The 20221-nt window shown below is 54.1% G+C and carries 16 protein-coding genes and 1 pseudogene; 10 read left to right on the top strand and 7 right to left on the bottom strand.

The window, feature by feature from the left end:
- Positions 1–210: 210 nt before the first annotated feature.
- Positions 211–1134: a LysR family transcriptional regulator gene (locus tag AB8B75_RS22500; RefSeq protein WP_405365518.1), complete on the bottom strand. Its 924-nt coding sequence runs from the start codon at positions 1132–1134 to the stop codon at positions 211–213.
- A 196-nt stretch (positions 1135–1330) separates the two neighbouring features.
- On the opposite strand from AB8B75_RS22500, the gene chvE reads away from it, so the two are divergent.
- The 9 genes and pseudogenes from chvE to AB8B75_RS22455 all read left to right on the top strand — a co-directional run bounded on the left by chvE (position 1331) and on the right by AB8B75_RS22455 (position 11909).
- Positions 1331–2347 (top strand): multiple monosaccharide ABC transporter substrate-binding protein, encoded by a 1017-nt coding sequence (gene chvE, locus AB8B75_RS22495; RefSeq protein WP_405365522.1) that lies wholly within the window; start codon positions 1331–1333, stop codon positions 2345–2347.
- Between the two features lie 54 nt (positions 2348–2401).
- On the top strand, positions 2402–3922 hold the full coding sequence (mmsA, locus tag AB8B75_RS22490; RefSeq protein WP_405365516.1) for a multiple monosaccharide ABC transporter ATP-binding protein: 1521 nt from the start codon (positions 2402–2404) through the stop codon (positions 3920–3922).
- Between the two features lie 8 nt (positions 3923–3930).
- On the top strand, positions 3931–5169 hold the full coding sequence (gene mmsB, locus AB8B75_RS22485) for a multiple monosaccharide ABC transporter permease (RefSeq protein WP_405365514.1): 1239 nt from the start codon (positions 3931–3933) through the stop codon (positions 5167–5169).
- Position 5170: 1 nt separating this feature from the next.
- Entirely contained in the window at positions 5171–6913 is a 1743-nt protein-coding gene (gene araD, locus AB8B75_RS22480; protein WP_405365512.1) for an L-arabinonate dehydratase, read from the top strand.
- Positions 6913–7836 (top strand): Gfo/Idh/MocA family protein, encoded by a 924-nt coding sequence (locus tag AB8B75_RS22475; RefSeq protein ID WP_405365510.1) that lies wholly within the window; start codon positions 6913–6915, stop codon positions 7834–7836. Before araD ends, AB8B75_RS22475 begins: the two co-directional genes overlap by 1 nt.
- A gap of 967 nt (positions 7837–8803) precedes the next feature.
- A complete protein-coding gene (locus tag AB8B75_RS22470) occupies positions 8804–8983 on the top strand; it encodes a hypothetical protein (protein WP_405365508.1) in 180 nt (59 codons plus the stop codon).
- Positions 8984–9010: 27 nt separating this feature from the next.
- Positions 9011–9184, top strand: a pseudogene (locus AB8B75_RS22465) (IS110 family transposase); the annotation flags it as partial.
- Positions 9185–9416: 232 nt separating this feature from the next.
- Entirely contained in the window at positions 9417–9533 is a 117-nt protein-coding gene (locus tag AB8B75_RS22460) for a transposase (RefSeq protein ID WP_405365520.1), read from the top strand.
- Positions 9534–10469: 936 nt separating this feature from the next.
- Positions 10470–11909 carry a DUF6880 family protein gene (locus tag AB8B75_RS22455; protein WP_405365507.1) on the top strand — a complete coding sequence of 480 codons (1440 nt, stop codon included), beginning with the start codon at positions 10470–10472 and terminating at the stop codon, positions 11907–11909.
- Positions 11910–12156: 247 nt separating this feature from the next.
- Here AB8B75_RS22455 and mmsB (AB8B75_RS22450) read toward each other — a convergent pair whose 3' ends face one another.
- The 6 genes from mmsB (AB8B75_RS22450) to AB8B75_RS22425 all read right to left on the bottom strand — a co-directional run bounded on the left by mmsB (AB8B75_RS22450) (position 12157) and on the right by AB8B75_RS22425 (position 19161).
- Entirely contained in the window at positions 12157–13083 is a 927-nt protein-coding gene (gene mmsB, locus AB8B75_RS22450) for a 3-hydroxyisobutyrate dehydrogenase (RefSeq protein ID WP_405365505.1), read from the bottom strand.
- Positions 13084–13107: 24 nt separating this feature from the next.
- A complete protein-coding gene (locus tag AB8B75_RS22445) occupies positions 13108–14652 on the bottom strand; it encodes an aldehyde dehydrogenase family protein (protein WP_405365504.1) in 1545 nt (514 codons plus the stop codon).
- A gap of 268 nt (positions 14653–14920) precedes the next feature.
- Entirely contained in the window at positions 14921–16153 is a 1233-nt protein-coding gene (locus AB8B75_RS22440) for a TRAP transporter substrate-binding protein (protein ID WP_405365503.1), read from the bottom strand.
- Positions 16154–16225: 72 nt separating this feature from the next.
- Positions 16226–17002, bottom strand: coding sequence for an SDR family NAD(P)-dependent oxidoreductase (locus tag AB8B75_RS22435; RefSeq protein ID WP_405365501.1), 777 nt, complete (start codon positions 17000–17002; stop codon positions 16226–16228).
- A gap of 213 nt (positions 17003–17215) precedes the next feature.
- Positions 17216–17899, bottom strand: coding sequence for a Crp/Fnr family transcriptional regulator (locus AB8B75_RS22430; protein WP_405365499.1), 684 nt, complete (start codon positions 17897–17899; stop codon positions 17216–17218).
- A gap of 572 nt (positions 17900–18471) precedes the next feature.
- Complete coding sequence (locus AB8B75_RS22425) at positions 18472–19161, bottom strand: hypothetical protein (protein ID WP_405365497.1); 690 nt, start codon at positions 19159–19161, stop codon at positions 18472–18474.
- Between the two features lie 151 nt (positions 19162–19312).
- Between AB8B75_RS22425 and AB8B75_RS22420 the strand changes: the two genes are divergently transcribed.
- The coding region (locus AB8B75_RS22420) for a hypothetical protein (RefSeq protein WP_405365495.1) at positions 19313–20221 on the top strand (909 nt) is incomplete at its 3' end.

The raw sequence follows: 20221 nt of genomic DNA, 5'->3' as shown, positions 1-20221 counted from the left end.
TAAAGGATCACTGACTTCGGATAATGCGCGCCTTTGAAACTGATCAACGTCTCAATCCTGATATCGGTTTTGGCAAGCGCATCAACTGAACCGAACCGCTACAAAACGCAACCATCTTACAAAAGTTTGCGACACTACCCTATTTCTACCGCTCCGAGGCTTAAGCCCAGTATTGTATTAGGCCGGTCTTGCTCACGCTTTGCCCGTAACTCAGATCGCAAGTTCTTTAGTGAGAAGGCGATGCAAACGATCGCAGATGGGTGACATGGCATGACCGTTTCGCCGGATCAAGTGATACGGCGACAGGATAAGCTTTTCTTTCAGCTCAATTTCTACCAGCCCATCCGGACGTGTAGAAAGTAAGAGATCCGCCACTTCTGCAGTGACCGCCGCAAGGGCGTCGCTTTTAAACAAATAGCCGACGGTAAAAACTAGCGATGCAGTGTCGATCACGTCCAGTGGCGCGGAAAGGTCGCGATTAACGAAGGCCTGTTCAATCGCATCCCGAATCGGCATGCCGGCCCCTTGTATGATCCAAGCTTGATCGACCAAATCCCTAAATCCAAGGTCACCGTCGTTTTCCAGAGGATGCCCGGCACGCGCCAACACTCGCACTTCTTCAACCCGACCACGGCTGATTTCCAGCCGGTTAGAATTTATGTGCGACGGAATGCGCGCCAGAATGATATCATAGGCGTCGCGTAGCAACCCTTCTAAGAGCTCCATACTAGGTGCAACATCAATACTGACTTCTGCAAGTGGCGCTTCCCTCTTCAAGGCTTGAATTGTGGGCACCACGTATCCAACAGCCGGACCAGTTACTGCACCGATCCTGATCGTCCCGGCCTGCCCGGCTTGATAAGCGTTGAGATCAGAGACAGTCGAGCCAAGCTGTCCGACAATTGCATCCGCATGACGACCGAAAACGCGGCCGATTTCAGTAGCGATCATTCCTTTTGGGTTGCGAAGAAACAAGGGTTCTCCAACCAACCGTTCGACCTCTGCAAGCGTACGCGAAGCAGCGGGTTGAGAAATTGCCAGTTGATTGGCCGCGACAGAAAGTTGCCCTGAGGCTGCGATGGCGTGCACTAGCCGCAGATGCCGCAGGTTTAGTTTCTGAACGTCAAGTTTCAAAGAAATCACATATCATAATTGGTATATTAACTATCTTAAATGTAATTTGATTGTTATGCAATTTGGTTAGACTGTGATCTCCATTCGGCCAACTCACGGCCGCTTTTGAACGGCGTCAACGCTTGACACCAATGGGAGGATATTCATGAAAACCTATGCAAAGGGGCTATCTGCCCTTGCCATTTCGCTTGGACTAATGGCCGCTCCGGTTGCAGCCCAAGACAAAGGAACAGTCGGTATCGCTATGCCGACAAAATCTTCCGCACGATGGATTTCAGATGGCGAGTCTATGGTCAATCAGTTTGAAGCCGCAGGCTATGCTGTCGACTTGCAGTATGCAGAAGATGACATCCCGAACCAACTTGCCCAGATCGAGAACATGATCACTAAAGAAGTGGACGCATTGGTGATCGCGGCGATTGATGGCACGACATTATCCAATGCTTTGGCCAATGCGGCAGCTTTGGACATTCCGGTGATTGCTTACGACCGCCTGATACGCGACAGCGGCGACGTCAATTACTACGCGACGTTTGACAACTTCAAGGTCGGCGTGCAGCAGGCAAGCTCTCTTGTTGGCGGGCTCGAGCAGCGCTTTCCAGATGTTTCACCGTGGAATGTCGAACTGTTCGGCGGTTCGCCCGACGACAACAATGCCTATTTCTTTTACAATGGTGCTATGAGCGTGCTTCAGCCACTGATCGATAGCGGCAAGATCAACGTAAGCTCTGGCCAGATGGGCATGGATACGGTCGGCACGCTGCGGTGGGATGGCGCGGTCGCGCAGGCTCGGATGGATAACCTGCTTTCGGCCCACTACACGGATGCTCAGGTTCATGGTGTTCTGTCACCCTATGACGGATTGTCCATCGGCATTCTGTCTTCGCTCAAAGGTGTCGGATATGGTTCCGGGGGCACGGATATGCCGATCGTTTCCGGTCAAGATGCCGAGGTTCCTTCGGTCAAGTCGATCCTTGCCGGGGAGCAATATTCCACCGTCTTCAAAGACACCCGCGAGTTGGCCCGTGTCACGGTCGGCATGGTCGAGGCCTTGCTGCAGGGCGGTGAGCCAGAAATCAACGACACCGAAACCTATGATAACGGTGTTCTGGTTGTGCCGTCTTATCTGCTTGAGCCGGTGTCCGTCGATGCAAGCAACTGGGAAGAAATTCTGATTGGGTCGGGTTATTACACTGCAGATCAGGTCAAATGATACTCCCTGGGGTGCGCCGTCAGGCGCGCCCTTTTTTTTCGGGGGCTGCACCATATGACAACGCTTCTTGAAATGCGTGAAATCACAAAAACCTTCCCCGGGGTCCGTGCGCTCGATAACGTCTCTTTCTCTGTAAAAAAAGGCGAAATTCATGCGCTCGTCGGTGAAAACGGCGCGGGCAAATCCACCTTGATGAAGGTGCTGTCCGGCGTTTATCCTCATGGGGACTATCAAGGCGAGATCGTCTATGACGGCGAAAATATGGCCTTTGGCGGCATCAGTGACAGCGAACGCCGCGGGATCATCATCATTCATCAGGAACTTGCGCTGATCCCCCTGCTGTCGATCGCAGAAAACATTTTCCTTGGCAATGAACGCGCCACCTCTGGCGTCATTTCATGGCAAGAGACGAACCGGCGTGCCAGTGACCTTCTGGAAAAGGTCGGTTTACGTGACGCGCCACAAACGCCAGTGGACCGAATTGGTGTCGGCAAACAGCAACTTGTCGAGATCGCAAAAGCCTTATCCAAGGAGGTTCGGCTCTTGATCCTTGATGAGCCTACCGCGGCGCTCTCGGAATCTGACAGTCAGACCCTGCTCGATCTTATTCTTGAGCTGAAAGAACAAGGCGTCACCTCGATCATCATCAGTCATAAGCTGAACGAAGTTCGCCGGGTAGCCGACACAATTACAGTGTTGCGTGACGGCGCGGCCGTTGGCACTCGCGATGTACGGGCGGAAAAAATCACAGAGGACCAAATTGTGCGCGACATGGTCGGTCGCAGCATGGAAAACCGGTACCCCGCGCGCGCGCGAAACGCAGGGGATTTGCTGTTTGAGGTCGAGAACTGGTCCGTTACCCACCCCGAACACGTCGAGCGGCAGGTCGTAAAAAACGTCTCATTCAATGTTCGTGCAGGGGAAGTTGTCGGCATTGCGGGATTGATGGGCGCAGGTCGCACAGAGTTGGCCATGAGCCTGTTTGGGCAAAGCTACGGACGCAATGCAAAGGGCACTGTTCGGATGAACGGTATGGAAATCAACACGTCAACGGTAGTACGCGCTATCCACGAAGGGTTGGCCTACGTCACCGAGGACCGCAAGGCGCTGGGGTTGATTCTGGATGAGACCGTTCGCAAGAATATCACACTGTCAAACCTTCCGGCCGTTTCCAATGGTGGCCTCCTCAACGCTCGCGTTGAGACACAAGTCGCCGAGACCTATCGCACCGCGATGAACATACGCACGCCAAGTGTGTTCCAGAAGGTTATGAACCTATCAGGCGGCAACCAACAAAAGGTCGTCCTTTCAAAATGGTTATTTTCCGAACCACGCGTGCTCATCCTTGATGAGCCAACCCGCGGTATAGATGTCGGCGCGAAATTCGAGATTTACGGCATCATCAACGATCTGTCACAGCAAGGCAAAGGTGTCGTGATGATTTCCTCGGAGATGCCTGAGCTGCTGGGCATGTGCGACCGTATTTACGTCATGAACGAAGGCGCATTCGTCGGAGAACTGTCTGCCGAAGAAGCCAGCCAAGAGCGCATTATGTCGCTGATTGTAACGGATTGAGGAGCGAGATGGCGGATACATCCACAAACGAGACCGCCGGATCAGGGCCGGACACAGGAATCGTCAAATACCTTGTCGCCCACCTGCGGGAATATGGTCTTCTTTTCGCGTTGATTGCGATCATGGCATTCTTCCAGGTTGTCACTGGCGGCACACTCCTAAAGCCGGTCAACATCACCAACTTGTTTCTGCAAAACAGTTACATCATCATCATGGCGCTTGGCATGTTGATCGTGATTGTGGGCGGCCATATTGATTTGTCTGTGGGATCGGTGATGGGCTTTGTGGGGGCTTTGGCCGCTGTCATGATGGTCAATTATGATTTGCCTGCCATTGTGGCCGTCCCGGTTTGTCTGCTGGCTGGCACGTTAATCGGTGCCGCGCAGGGATATTGGGTCGCGTATTGGAGCATTCCGTCCTTTATTGTCACGCTTGCCGGGATGCTGGTGTTCCGCGGCGCATCGCTTTGGCTGTTGGAAGGCCAATCGGTTGGCCCCTTCCCGCCCGGCTTTCAGCTTCTCTCGACTGGTTTTGTACCAGACCTGATTTCACCCTTGGGCGATGTAGTAAAATCAATAACCAGTGACAAGCGGGTGAACGGGCTATCAATCGCGGTGGGTTTCGTGGCGGTCATCGTGATTGTCTGGACGGGAATGCGCGCGCGGGCTCAAAATAAAACCTACGGTGTCGAAGGTGAGCCGAAAGCCTTTTTCATTGCCCGCAACGTGATCGTGGGCGGTGCAATTCTATTCTTGCTGTACAAACTGTCGACCTTCCGTGGTCTGCCAAACGTGCTTGTCACCATGGGCATCTTGACGATTATCTACGCCTTCATCACCGAACGCACGGTATTGGGTCGCCGCATTTATGCGCTGGGAGGTAACGTAAAGGCGGCCAAACTCTCGGGTGTGGCCACCGAACGGCTGACGTTTCTGACTTTCGTCAACATGGGATTTCTTGCGGCACTTGCAGGCTTGATTTTCGCCGCGCGCCTGAACACCGCCACGCCAAAAGCCGGGTTCGCGCTTGAACTTGACGTCATTGCGGCCGTCTTTATCGGCGGTGCGTCCATGTCGGGCGGCGTCGGCAAAATCGTCGGTGCCGTGGTCGGGGCATTCATCATGGGCGTGATGAACAACGGCATGTCAATTATGGGTATCGGGATTGACTACCAGCAGATGATCAAGGGACTCGTGCTACTCGCCGCCGTCATATTCGATGTCTACAATAAACAAAAGCAGGGTTGATATGACGTTCAAACCCGCCAATTGGCCCCGCAAGCTGCGTTCTCAGGAATGGTATGGCGGCAACAGCCGTGACCACATCTATCACCGCGGATGGATGAAAAATCAGGGTCACCCCCACGATCTCTTTGACGGTCGCCCCGTTATTGGCATTCTCAACACCTGGTCAGAACTTACGCCCTGCAATGGGCACCTTCGCGAGTTGGTCGAGAAAGTCAAAGCCGGCGTTTGGGAAGCCGGTGGTTTCCCCCTCGAAGTACCGGTGTTTTCCGCCTCCGAAAACACCTATCGTCCCACGGCTATGATGTATCGCAATCTCGCGGCCATGACCGTCGAGGAAACCATGCGTGCGCAACCCATTGACGGCGTCGTTTTGATGGTCGGTTGTGACAAGACCACACCGTCCCTCTTGATGGGGGCGGCCTCCACTGACCTGCCGTCAATCGTGGTAACGGGCGGACCAATGCTCAATGGCTGGTTTCGAGGCGAGCGCGTTGGGGCAGGCACACACCTTTGGCGTTTCTCCGAGGCCGTGAAAGCCGGAGAAATGACACAAGATGACTTCATCGAAGCCGAAGCCGCGGTGACGCGCTCCTCCGGGACATGCAATACCATGGGTACGGCCTCTTCCATGGCGAGCATGACAGAAGCTCTTGGTATGGCTTTATCCGGTAACGCGGCCATCCCAGCGGTGGATTCACGCCGCCGCGTGATGGCCCAAATGACTGGGCGGCGGATCGTTCAGATGGTCAAGGATGATCTTAAACCTTCTGACATCATGACCCGGCAGGCTTTTGAAAATGCGATCAGGGTCAATGGCGCGATTGGCGGATCAACAAACGCTGTGGTGCACCTGTTGGCAATGGCAGGCCGGAGCGGGGTTGAGCTGACGCTTGAAGACTGGGACTGCCTTGGTCGCGATGTCCCCACAATCGTTAATCTGCAACCCTCAGGCGAATACCTAATGGAAGAGTTTTACTATGCAGGCGGCCTGCCCGTGGTCCTGAAATGCCTCGGTGTCGCCGGAAAATTGCACAAAGAAGCACTCACTGTTTCAGGCGGTGCTATCTGGGACGAAGTCAAAAATACCCATAACTGGAATGAAGATGTCATCCGCCCGATCAATCGCCCCCTGACAGGAAGAGGCGGCATCGCTGTTTTGCGCGGAAACCTCGCCCCCCTGGGCGCGGTGCTCAAACCTTCTGTGGCCACCCCGGCCCTGATGACGCACACCGGGCGCGCAGTCGTGTTCGCGGACATCGAAGACTACAAGGCACGCATCAACGACGACGCGTTAGATGTGGACGAAACCTGCATTCTCGTGCTGAAAATGTGCGGCCCGCGTGGGTATCCCGGTATGCCGGAGGTGGGAAATATGGGCCTGCCGCCCAAAGTGCTCAAAAAAGGGATAAAAGACATGATCCGTATCTCTGATGCGCGGATGTCCGGTACCGCTTATGGCACGGTCATCCTGCATACCTCGCCCGAAGCCGCGCTTGGTGGCCCTTTGGCCATCGTGCAAAACGGCGACACAATCACGGTAGATGTTCCGAACCGGGGCCTGACACTGAACATTTCGGATCGGGAGCTCGCCGCCCGTCTTGACGCGCTGAAACTACCGAACCTCGCACCAACGGGAGGATACGGTATGCTGTTTCACGATCACGTTCAAGGAGCTGACACAGGCGCAGATTTTGATTTCCTCGTCGGGTGCCGAGGCAATGATATTCCAAAGGATAGCCACTAATGCCACATTCACTTGCTCTGGTTGGCATCGGAAAAATCGCGCGTGACCAGCACATTCCCGCGATCACGGGCAACGCCGATTTCACACTGAGCGCTACAGCCAGCCGCAACGCCGAAGTTGGTGGCATTAAAGCCTACCGCAACCTTTCTGAACTCCTTTTGGCTGAGCCGGGTATTACCTGCGTCTCACTAGCTACACCGCCTCAGGTGCGATATGGCGATGCCCGCCGTGCCCTTGAAGCAGGACGGCATGTGATGCTCGAAAAACCGCCTGGAGCAACCCTTTCAGAGGTGCAGGCGCTAGAACGGTTCGCTGTTCATAAAGGTGTCACATTGTTTACGACTTGGCATTCGCGACACGCGGCCGCTGTAGCTGCAACTCGCAATTGGTTGGCGGATTGCAAGATCCAAAGGCTGCACATCGACTGGAAAGAAGACGTGAGGCACTGGCACCCGGGCCAGGACTGGATATGGGAGGCAGGTGGCTTGGGCGTCTTTGATCCCGGCATCAACGCGCTCTCGGTCCTTACCGCAATACTGCCAAAACCGGTACATCTAAACAAAGCGACCCTTTCTTTTCCAGAAAATCGCGATACGCCGGTCGCCGCTGAACTGACTTTTGAGCCGTTAGACGGCGCACCTGTTACTGCGGCGTTCGACTGGTTGGAGCAAGGCCCACCAAAATGGAACATCCATGTCGACACTGATGCGGGCAACGCAACGCTCAGCGAGGGTGGCGCGCGATTGACGATAAACGGCCATGAGAAGTCGGCGGGCGAAGATAAGGAGTATCAAGCGCTTTACGCCCGTTTTGCCGAACTCATTGCGGCAAGATCATGTGAGGTCGACCTCTCTCCCATGACGCATGTTGCCGACGCCTTTACCCTTGGTCGCCGTGTAAGCGTCTCTCCTTTTGAATGGTAGATACCGTCCGTCGTCGTATGAAATAGGGCGCCATATTGAGCCTTAAAAACACAAAAATCGCCAAGTTTCGCGATTAATGCAACGTGTATAACCACCGCATGCACAAGAGGTAGTTTCAGAGTTGATTTTGACGCGTCATCGGGCGCTGCCATGTATCCGAGCCGGTCTGCCGACTGAAGCCTGAAAGCGCGGCGAAACGCCAATAGGGCCCAGTACGCACGAAGGCTTGATTTTCGGCAATATTTTTAACCTACTGAAAGGTATAGATTTTTGTATTCCCTCAGATCGAATAATGCGGAACGGATATGCGGAAAATCTAAGCAATTGATATCAAAAGCGCCTCAAAGCGTTCCGTATTTCTTAAGTTGCGGAACACTTTAGCCCAAATTGGCAAATCTTGCCTTTTTTGCCCCCCTTCGTGCGTACTAGGCTTATTTATCGAGAACCACGCGACGCCCGTTCAAAACACAAACAAGCCTGCACCTATAAAGGCTGATACCCGGACGTCCGAGCACTGGATGCCCGGGCACCGATATTGGGCATCCGAGAATGCGGCCAGCCCAACAAACCTGAAGGCAGCTGCGCCGAGAAAAGCGACAGCAAAAAGTAAAAGCCAAAACCCAAATCGAAACAAGTTGGGACCGTGTAGCACCAACGACCGCGGGTCAACTCAGTAGCCCACAAGGCTTTTCAGCCCTGCGATATCTGAGGTCTCCGCCCTGCCAGGCTTTGCTCCCGTCGCGCCCTATGGTGACACTTCTTATCTTAGGTTGAGGTTGGCTCTCATGCGATAAGGGAGCCGCTGATTGGCACCTTAGGTATGCCGGACAGCGGCGGGGGACGGATCGGAACATTTCAGGTCGTACGAGGACCGAAAAGCAGTGTGATCACCCCCGTCTTTTCTATCAACCTGAACGGATACAGGGGCACAAGGCCCGCATGACAAGACGAGGTAAGGAAAAGACAAATGAACGATACCATCGGAATCGATGTCTCAAAAGCCAATTTGGATGCCTTCTGTTTGGCTAATCAGGAACATCGGCAATTTGCAAACGATGGTCGCGGGTTTCGGGCTCTGCGTGCCTGGATTGAGATCCATGGCTCTTCGTTGATCGTATTTGAAGCGTCGGGCGCGTACCATCGATAGCTGGAAAACTGCCTTTTCGCCGAGAATATGCCGTATTCCAAGGTCAACCCACGTCAAGCCCGTCGGTTCGCCGAAGCAACCGGGAAGATCGCCAAAACCGACAAATTCGACGCCGCTGTTTTGACCAGAATGGGGGCGGTCTTGCAGCTTGAACCTCAAGCCCCAAAAGTCGAACATTTGAACGTTCTCAGAGAGATGATGACTGCCAGACGCGGGTTGATCAAAGGTCGTGTGACGGTGAAAACAAGGATGCAAACGACCACGCAGACACTGTTGAAACGGCATCTGAAAGAGAGATTGGCTCAAGTCGAGAAGCATCTCGAGCAGGTTGATCAAACCATCATGGAACTGTTGGCCGATGATGAACAGTTGATCGCAAAGTACGAAATCCTGACCAGCATTCCCCGGAATTTCAAAAGTGACTGCCTTTTCGATGCTGATCGAAATGCCGGAGCTCGGAACCATGAACGGCAAACAAGCCGCGTGCCTCGCAGGGTTGGCTCCGATATCGCGCCAATCCGGTCGATGGCAGGGCAAAGGGCGTATCTAGGGTGGCCGGGCATTCTTCCGCCGGGCGATGTACATGCCGGCTCTCCGTGCGATCCGTCATGATCTGAGTTCTAAGAAGAAGTACGACCAACTCGTCCAAGCAGGAAAGCCAACCAAAGTGGCACTAACAGCCATCATGCGTAAGCTCGTCGTGATCGCAAATGCGTTGCTGCGTGATGGGAGAAATTGGTCTGAAAATAGCGCTTGATCAACACGGATATTACTTGGTTGCAGCAAACAAAACAAGAACATTTGAAGTTACCGCCCACCCAAGTCACTTATTGCTGTCGATCCAATTAGACATCAGTGACCGGTTCCTAAAACACTCATGTGGAACCTCGCTGCGTTTGTACCGCGCAATCCTCTCGGCGAATGCAACTTGTTTGGATGACGGATAATTCGCAAATCTATTTGTGCTCGGTATTTCACGGTACTGATCAATCCAACGCGACAGTGCTTGGCGATCTTGTTGCGTTTCCCATGGCAACACCTGGCCAGTTCTTTGGGAGATTTGACGCGCGAAACTCAACTGTTTCTCGGTCACAGGCATCTGATGATAGTCGTTCGACTGAATATTGTGAGAACCCTTGTCGGTTTCTACTGATGACGACTGCAGCATCAATTCCTCCATCTTTGTTCGACTCAGTATATAGAACATAATGGGAACTAGATCAATATGTATTGGTCTTGCCGCCAAATGGCACTACATATTGATATTCACTGGTCCATCTCGCAAGGCTGGCATGCCCATGTTGGGTTCGAGAACGACGAGAGAGCATGTTTCTTGCGCCCCACAATTCGTTAGCGGCCCATTTTCGCCACCTCCCTTGCAGGTGTGCTGCACTCCCATTTATCAAAGCAGCCTTACACTTGCTATCTGTGCCGCGGCCAATACCGCCCTCTTTCCTTCACTTCGCGCTGATGCGAAACTCGCCGTATGTCCAAGAAAACGCTGAATCACGCTAACTTGAGCGCCCTCGGGGCAGATCGCCTCGCGGACCTGTTGCTGGAGGTCAGTACCGGTAGTGCGGATATCAAGCGGCGGTTGCGTCTAGAGCTGAGCCACGATCTTGGTCCCGCAGAGTTGGGCCATGATGTGCGCAAACGGCTGGTTTCTCTGAGGCGCTCGACAAGCTTTGTTGGGTGGCGCAAACGCAAAGCCCTCATCAAGGATTTGCAGACCCAGGTCGATATGATCATCGGCAAGATCGGACCCACTGATCCGACCCTCGCCTTTGATCTGCTTTGGCAGTTTCTGGAACTTGCACCCTCTGTCTATGAACGGACGGACGACAGTCGCGGCGATATTGGTGATGTGTTTCGAGGGGCAATCCTTGCCTTTGACGACATCGCCGAGCGTGCATTGCTCGATCCGGCAATTCTCGCCAACCGAGTCTGGGATGCCGTTTCCAACAACGGCTATGGCGAATTCGACGGGATCATTAGGTTGGTCGCACCAGCGCTCGGCGAGGCTGGATTTACCCACCTCAAATTATTAGTCAGGACCTACGCTGAAACGCCGCTAGACGTTGCGGATGACGACCATGAAGCAATCCACTTTTTACGCGAGTTACGCAGCAGCAATGGCAATTATCGGGCCGAACAAAAGGCGGCGCTGATTAAGATGGTTCTGCAAGATATCGCCATAGCCGAAGGCGACACCGGCGCTTACATCGCGCAGTATTCCCGAGAAGACCTGACCCGCCCCGGCATCGCAGCCGAAGTTGCGCACCTCATGCTGGCCCAGGGCAAGCCGAAAGAGGCGCTGGCCTTGCTTGAAGCTGCCGATCTGGAGGGTCGGGTATTTCGGCAAGAGGAATGGGACGATGCGTTCATAACTTGCCTTATTGGACTTGACCGATTGGATGACGCCCAGACCCATCGTTGGAGGCGGTTTTGCGAGACGTTGAACGCCAACTATCTGCGTGCCTACTTGAAAGCCCTACCCGACTTTGAGGATATCGAGGCCGAGGATCGCGCACGTGTCCACGCGTTGCAATTCCCGGATGCGATGACGGCTTTGCGCTTCCTGTTGGAATGGCCTGACCATGCAAGCGCCACTGCACTGATACAAGAACACGCCGATGAACTCGACGGCAACCACTACGAGATCCTCACGCCTGCGGCTGAAGCTCTGCGCGACCGTCACCCGTTGGCGTCCGTTCTCATATGGCGCGCCATGATCAATTACGCGTTAGGTCAAGGCCGTGCGACGCGCTACGGTCACGCGGCTGATCATCTGAAGGACTGCGAATTGGCAGATGCCCAAATTGAAGATTACGGACTTTTCCCAACGCACCAGAGCTACCTGCAAGCATTAGAAAGCCGCCATGACCGAAAAACGTCTTTCTGGAGCAAGATGTCGTCTACCCGATAGGGCCTACACTTCCGGTCATTCGCTGCACGGTGCACGAACTCCCAGAGAGCGGGACAAAGCGACCCTATGCTAGTGCAGCGGATGCAAGTGCAGAATGCCGGCAGTTGAGGCAGCGAGAATTCGGCGACGCAGCAATATTCCCCAAACCAGTCATTCGATTGCGTCAGAACGGGTAAAATCCAAACAATCCATTCGCTGCGGTCAGTTTCAACAATCGAGACGCGGGGCACCTTGCGGTCATGCCCTGTTAACCCAGAACTGACGGATCGACCTCATAGTCCCATGCGTCACCGCCAATGAGTTTCGAGATGCCGGAATAGTCCATTTCCGCATGTCCGCTGTCGCAAAAATGCGAAAAGATCGCCATCGCATGCGCGGCCAACGGCGTGACTGCGTTGACTGACAATGCAGCGTCCTGTGACAAGCGCAGATCCTTGCGCATCATTGCGCCCGAAAAGCCGGGCTTGTAGCCATTTGTTGATGGCACACCGTCCAGCAGACCCGGCACCGGGCAATAGTTGCTGAGCGCCCAGTTTTGCCCTGATGCATTTGTAACAATTTCGTAAGTGCGTTCAAGATCCAGCCCCAACCGCTTTGCCAGCATCAACGTCTCAGCTGCTGCGATCATCGAGATGCCCAGCGACATGTTATTACAGATCTTCACGCCAATACCGCTCCCTTGCTCTCCGGCGTAAAGCAGTTTGCCACCCATGATTTCAAGATAGGGTGTGGCGCGTGCCACAGAGGCTTCTGTGCCGCCTATCAAGAAATTCAGCTTGCCGATGCGTGCGGCCATCACGCCGCCTGTGACCGGTGCATCGATCATCTCAAGCCCTTTGGCGACTGAGGCTGTCCCCACTTCACGCGAGGTGTCGACATCAATGGTCGAGCTATCGATCAGCAATGTTCCGGGCGCTGCTGTTTCCACCAGCCCACCTTCACCCATATACACTTTGCGCACATGCGGCCCCGCAGGCAGCATGGTGATCACCATGTCGGCCCCTTTCGCCGTTTCGGCGATAGTATGCTTCACTTGGGCACCCAACTCAGCGGCTTTAGCTTGCAGCGCTTCGGACAGATCAAGGGCCTGAACAGTGTACCCAGCCTTCATTAGCTGCTCCGCCATGGGCATGCCCATATTTCCAAGCCCGATAAACCCTACAGTCTTGCTCATAGTTATCTCCAGAATTTAAGTGTGTCAGACCCCGGGGGCCGGTGTGCCGCGATTGATCAGCACGGTTTTAGAACTTGTGAAATGATGCAGCATACTGTCGAGGGCATATTCCTTGCCCAAGCCGCTCATCTTGATGCCACCATAAGACACATTGGACCGGGGTGCGGCGCATTGGTTCACTTGAACGAATCCGGCTTCGATGCGTTCGACATACTCCAACGCACGGCTCAGATCGCGGGTCCATAGATTGGCGGATAGACCAAATGGCGTATCATTGGCTTGCTCGATCATCTCGTCAAAAGACCCAAATGGCAGAACAGTTGCAACTGGGCCAAAAATCTCGTCCTGACAGACTTTGTTGTCCAGGTTCAGCCCGTCCAGCAGCGTCGGTGGATAGAAATTCCCCCCCCGAAGATAAGGGTCTGTTGGCTCTTCACCGCCAAACAAGACCCTCATCCCGGGAGTGTTCCGCGCGATGTCCATGTATTTCTTGGTGCGATCAAATTGCTCGCTGGAAATGATTGCACCCATGTCGGTCGCCTCATCTAGCGGATTGCCCAGCTTGATATCTCCAAGCCGCGCGACAACGCCTTTGACCACCTCGTCGTAGATGTCTTTGTGCACAAAAACGCGAGACCCCGCAGTGCAGGCTTGCCCCTGTCGCGTGTAACGCATGCCGTCAATGATGCCGGGAATGGCCAGATCCAGATCGGCGTCCGGCATGACGATGCTCGGGTTCTTGCCGCCTAGCTCAAGGGTAACTGTGGCCAATTTTGGCGCAGCATATGCCGCGATGGCCTGCCCGACAGGGAGCGAGCCCGTGAATGTAACCTTACGCACAGTCGGATGTTCGCACAGCGGTTTCCCGCATTCCTCGCCATACCCAGAAATGACGTTCAATACCCCCGGCGGCAGGAACCTGTTGATGATTTCAGCCAAGAACAGCACACAAATCGGGGCCTGTTCTGCCGATTTGATGACGATTGTATTGCCGGCAGTGATGGCTGGCGCAATTTTTGCCATGAACAAGAAGAGCGGCGCATTCCAAGGAATAATACCGGCAATCACGCCAATTGGATCACGCGTCGAATAGTGAAGTACGTCGGGCGACATGTTGGGCACGGTTTCGCCCTTGAGCTCTCCTGCAAGCCCGCCAAACATACGCAGCAGATCGTAGCTTGATGCGGTTTCGGGCCGTGCTTGAGTGCGGAGCGCATTGCCGGTATCAAGTGCCAGAACCTGCGCGACGAGTTCGGCTTCCGCTTCAATCGCATCAGCGGCTTTTTGCAACATCCGTCCACGCTCGCGCGCCGGAACACGCCGCCAAGACGTTAAAGCAGTGTCTGCGGCTTCTACTGCAGCGTTGACATCTGTTGCCCCACATTGCGGCACCTGACCGATCGACTGGAGATTGCCGGGGTGAATGACATCTATCATCTTATCTGTGCTTGCACCTGTCAGCTTGCCATTTAACAAGATCGTGCCTGACAGCCGGCGTGCCGTTTTCAAGGCCTCCGGCGCAAGCCGTTCAAGAGAATTTTCCGTTCCCGTTTCGGTCGCAGTGCTCATAGACTGGTTTTCCTTCTCAGGCCGTTTTCATTGATCAACATCCGCACTTTGATTGATCAGATTTTGGCTAACGAGCCATTTAACTTTGTTGTGAGGCGTGAAGTCATGACACAGTTCACTGATGATGGAACTTCACCACCCCAGCTTAAGCAGGGAGTTTGGTTGTCCATCTGCTTGTCAACTGACTCAGCGGCCTGCTATTTGGAGGCGCTTTGAGAGCGCCTCCAAACCTTTTCGGCATCTGTCTGGACCTCAAGACAGGTCAGCCTCAACCGCGCCACCAGCGACGGGGTTCGACATTCTCGACCAACATATCTGACGGAATTTCGCGGGCGATCCCGTGAATTTCCGTGTAGGTATCAAGACCGCCTGACCATCCGTTGATGCGTTCACGCCACTGCTCCCACGGTTCTGGAACGTGCTCGGGTGCGGACATCAGTGCAGCTTTTTCACGCTCTTCATCAGAGAGTGGTACATACCGGGTTCCATGTTCGGCAAAGATTGTCCCTGGAAGCTGGGGCACCGACGCACCAACGGTATTGACCAGTGACGCTTCATGCGCACCTTGGATCAAGGCTTGGGTGAAATAGGCCGATTCCATTACCGCATCTTGCAGATGTGGTTCCAAGCCATCGAACACTTCGACTTTCATTGCCGTGTGCTCAAACCCTGAGAAAAAGCGCAGATCGATCACTTGACTGACAACTGGCGACATGTTCGCGTAAGCAACCGCCGAAGACCAAGTCTCGGCACCGTCAATCAATCCCTGTTTCAGCCCGTCAAGAGTCTCCTCCCAAGCGATTGGAACAGGATTGAGATTGAGTAGATCCATTGCAATACGGCCCAGCTGGGTTCCAGTAACCCGGTTCTTGGTGCCGAAAAGCTCTTCGAGCTTGGTGACGTCGGGGCGATCTGCCCAGCTCAAACCCATGTTCAATCCGCGCAACTCGGCAACCGAGAACAAGAAGTGCAAACCGTGCCTTTGACGGAGCGGCTCTCTCAACAGCTGCTCACTCCTCGGATGGTAGAGGAAGTAGTAAAGCGAGGCGCGGGTTGGGAACTGGTAAGCATAGTCGAGCACGTTGTAGTAAGGTGCCCCTGCAGCTGAGTTTTGGGTAGAGGCAGCATAGATATCCACGATACCTTGCTGCGTTTTTTCAACGCATGAAAGTTGACCACAAATCTGGTTGTCACCGATAAACTCAACACGGATTTCACCGTCAGTTCGCTCTTCGATGTCTCGTGCAAATTCAAGACATCCTGCGCGCTCAATCAGCAGGTTGCGTGCGTTAAACCCAGATGCTCCGAATTTGAGTGTGTGTTTGGCGGGTTTCGAGAACCTCTTTTCATATGTTGATTCTGCAGCTTCTGCCAGTTCCGGTAGCGTCAAAGCGCCGGTTACCGCAGCGCCACCAAGCAACGTTGATGAAATGCCGTATCTACCTGCAACGCGCAAAAGATCGCGTCTCGAAATACGCTCGCTTACATATTTTAATGACATGATATTCCTCCCTAATCATGGTTTCGTAAATGCCGGTTACCCGGTTGTTTGTTTTGGGGTCGTCAAGACGGTTTATTCATCCCAGATGGGTTCTTCGCCGGATCTCGATCGGGCGGCCAACCAGCCGCCTTCAACTTTGATTTCAGATCCATTGATGAAACTCGATTCATCACTCGCCAGGAAAATCGCTGCTCCTGCAATGTCTTCGGGTTGGCCCCACCGACCAATCAAATTTTCTGAGGCCCATGCAGGGCCTGTATCTTCGGCCTCCGCAAAGCTCTGATTAAACGGTGATGCAACCATGCCCGGAGCAATCGCGTTCACACGAATGTTCTTACCTGACAAATCTGCAGCCATCGCGCGTGTCAGACCAAGTACGCCGGATTTTGCTGCCACATAGGCAACACGGTTCGGACGCCCCATGAAACTGGCAATGGACGCGACATTGATGATGTTCCCTGATTTTTGATTCATCATTTGCGGCAGAACCGCCTGCGAACATATGAAAGGACCAGTCAGGTTGATATCCAGCATTTGCTGCCAATCTTCCTGTGTGTGCTGCATCAAACCCTTGATCACGCGGGCCCCTGCGTTGTTCATCAAAACGTCGATCCGGCCAAACTTATCGAATACGCTCTTGGCCATGGCGGCAGCACCATCAGGGCTGCGGACGTCCAGTGCCACGCCCATGGCCTGACCGCCAATTTTCTCTGCAACGCCCTTTGCATTTTCTTCGTTGATATCGGCGACAACGACGTGCGCACCTTCGTTTGCAAATGCTTGGCAGATCGCAGCACCAATGCCGCGTCCGCCTCCTGTCACGATCACCACTTTTTGCTCAAGTCTCATCAGCAGGCAAAACCTCTCGCTAGCCGCACAGAAATCTACGCGGGTATTCCAGTTAAAAAATATTGATGCGCCCCAAGTAAATCAGCAGTTCGGGGCAAGGTGTTTTACGACAGCTACTCCCTCGGAGCGTAGCGCAAGCAAAACAGACCGTATGTCAAAAATCTGACATTCAGAGCGGTGCCACGACTTTTACCTCTAAAGAGACGCGGTAAGCTAACCCGAAACGACCATCAAAAGCCGTTCCACATTGAGTACACGAAGCTGCTGCCGCTTGTTCTCGACCAGCCCCGATTCCACAAACTTGCCCAGAATTGCGGTGATGTACTGACGTCTGGAGAAAACCAATGCAGCGAGGTCTTCGTGGGATATGCGAAGCGTTACTTGCTCGGCGGTCTGCGCACTTGCGTCAAGTTCAAGATGCATCTGCACAAGAACACGCGCCAACCTTTGCTCAACGCTCAATCCAGTCACGTCACTGATACGCGAATGCAGAAGTTGCTGCCGCTTCAAAAGGATTTGGACCAGCAGGATGCCAAGTTCCCCATCCCTGCGCATCAGGTTGAAAAACTCTGTTCGGCCAAACCTGCGAACTTCCGCGTTGTCGACAGCAATACAATTCGCATCCCGCGCAGCTTTAGGTCGCAGCGCGGACAGCCCGACAAGGCTGCCGACCTGATGAATTTTCAAAAGTGTATCATACCCTTTGTCATCTGACCGCGTGGTTTTAAGCGACCCATCCGTCAGCAAGAACACGTAGCGAGCGGCTTCTCCTTGATAAAAGATATGTCGTCCAGCTTCAAAGGACGCCCGTTTTCCATGCGTCGAAAGCTGTTGGAAATACGTGGGGTTCAGATCGCTTTCGAGGTCGATCGCTTCTGACTGGTCAAAGTTCTTCATGGGGTCTCGGCTGTTTAGGGCTCATTTAGCCCATTGTGATCATGCTCACTCAAATAATGACACGAAGGGCACAATCTTATTTGATCCTGCGGGGCTTCTTGCCGCAATGCTGTTCTTAGTAGCGAATTCGATACAGCTCGGTCAAATCAGATCGCTACTGTCAGCTTACGAGTTCTATCTCTAGAGTTTCGCCAATGCGACGAACGTCTGGTATCTGCCGATGCTATCGTTCGCGGCGATTGCACCCATGTAAAAGCAGCCATTGGCTTCGCGACTACCAAGGCATGCAAAGTCCCGCAACTTGTGAATTCGACATCTGATCCTCGCTGCGGTCGGCATGAATGACCGGTCTTTCCGCAGCGCAACGGCACCAAATCTCTCGCATACGCAGTATTTCTTACGCTGCGTGCGCGCGCAGCACGAAACAACAATGGCGGGGTTGGGCTCGAACCGGACCTTAGCTGCATCTTGCACTGACGGCAGCTCTGCGGGCGAAGTGAGCTTGCAATGAAGCCCAACCAATTTCTGCTATAGTCGAAGCGGTCCGCCCGACCGACCGGTTCGAACCATATTTACAGCCCAGCAACCGCTGGCCGAGGGTGGCGGAGTGTTCTCCAAAGCCAAAATAACATGAGAAGCACGATTGTCAGTTCGGGCAGTGACAAGACGCCGGTGTCCCGCACTGCGTCTGGAAACACCGTAGCCCCCGGTCCGGTGAATGCCGATCCAGCCGCGATAAAAAAGCCGATACACATCCGTACAAGATGCTGGGCGATGCGATGTCTGTTTGAAATCTGGGCCGCAAAAATCATGCGAACATCAAAGCAAAACGCGATAGCGGCCATTCCGAACAAGAAAAAGTAATCCTCGGCCGCGAAGCCGAACAAGCGTGCGTCTGGCAATGTCGTGGCATACCAGCCTGCCGTCATGAGACCTGCCGCGTTCAGGACATTCAATCCGGCAATTGCGACGAACCAATTTTTTGCACGTCGCACATGAATTCGCACTGCCAAGACACCACTTGTCACAAAGGATGCGCCAAGGATTCCGGCAAGCAAGGTGAGCCAGTAAGGGTCGTATTTCATCGCGCCAAGCAAAGCGCCCAGCAGAGATGCGAGCCCCATGCTCAGCACAAAAATCCGGCCAGCGCTCACATGCGTTTTGCGCCCTTTGCGCGATCCCAGGGCGATAGCGCCCACAACAACGGCCAGCGTGCCAAGGGCTACATGCGCAAGCAAAGTGAGAACATCTAAGGCGGGCATAACATTTCCTTTCGGGTAAGTTGGTTTCGCCCGTTTATGGCCGCTGTCGCACTGTCCTGTCGTCCGCGCATGACGGCGAGGACATTTTTCTTGTGTTCATTCGGACCAGTGGTTGCGTTGATAAACCGTTGAATTCAGCATAACAGAGGGTATGGAACACGCTGCCGTTTTGACCTTGGCTGGACTGTGTCTCGGCATTGCCCTGACCGGGCTATTGGCCGCTGTTCTGCGGCAAAGCGAACCGTACGAACGGCTTAGCCTTGGGTTGGTTTACCTGGCTTTCATCGGGATGATCGCACTACCGCTTGTTAGGACCCTCGCCGAAGGTGTGTTGATCAATTACATGCCACTGTTGCTGGTGATGCTGCTCGCACTACCGCCTGCTTTTTATCACTATGTCGCGGCCAGAACGGTCATTGGATCACCGGCACCCGTCCGGTCGCAAGTGCCATGGCGGGATTTGGTGTTGCCTTTGATCGGCGCCGTGGTGTGCATCGGGTATTGGCTCCTGCCGGCGCGGGCCAAAGAGGTAATGTTCATATCGGGGGACTTACCGCCAGGGGTTTGGCCGGCTGTCCTTGCCCTGTCGACGTTTGCGCTGATCCTGATCTGGTTGATCGCTTCCTTCGCCTACCTTGTCGCGGTCTTGCGACGCCTCACGGCTTACCGTGCCCACGTCCGGCAGCTTTACACAGACGTCGAAAAGCGGGATTTGCGTTGGGTCGACGGGATGATGGTCCTGCTGGTGCTGATCTGGGTCGTCGGGGCGTTTTCCCTCGCTGAAGATAACCTTTTTGGTGGCAACCTGATCGTCCAAGAACTGTTTCTTGCACTGAACGCTGGCGGCTTGTTGTGCCTGACCATCTTTGCCCCGATCACACAACCGGACGCGATCCTTGCCGTTGAAGAGGTAGAGCCAGACCCCAAATATGCGCGCTCTGCATTGTCCGATGACCAAGCGGCAACGCTGGCCGCCCCCCATGACGCAAAAACGCGCAAGGACACCCGAGAGCTTGACCCCAGCTTGTCGGTGCCAACACAAACACACCAAGTGGGGGCG

Source organism: Roseobacter sp. (assembly GCF_045106495.1).
Taxonomy (GTDB): Bacteria; Pseudomonadota; Alphaproteobacteria; order Rhodobacterales; family Rhodobacteraceae; genus Roseobacter.
This window is presented reverse-complemented; position numbering and strand designations above follow the sequence as displayed.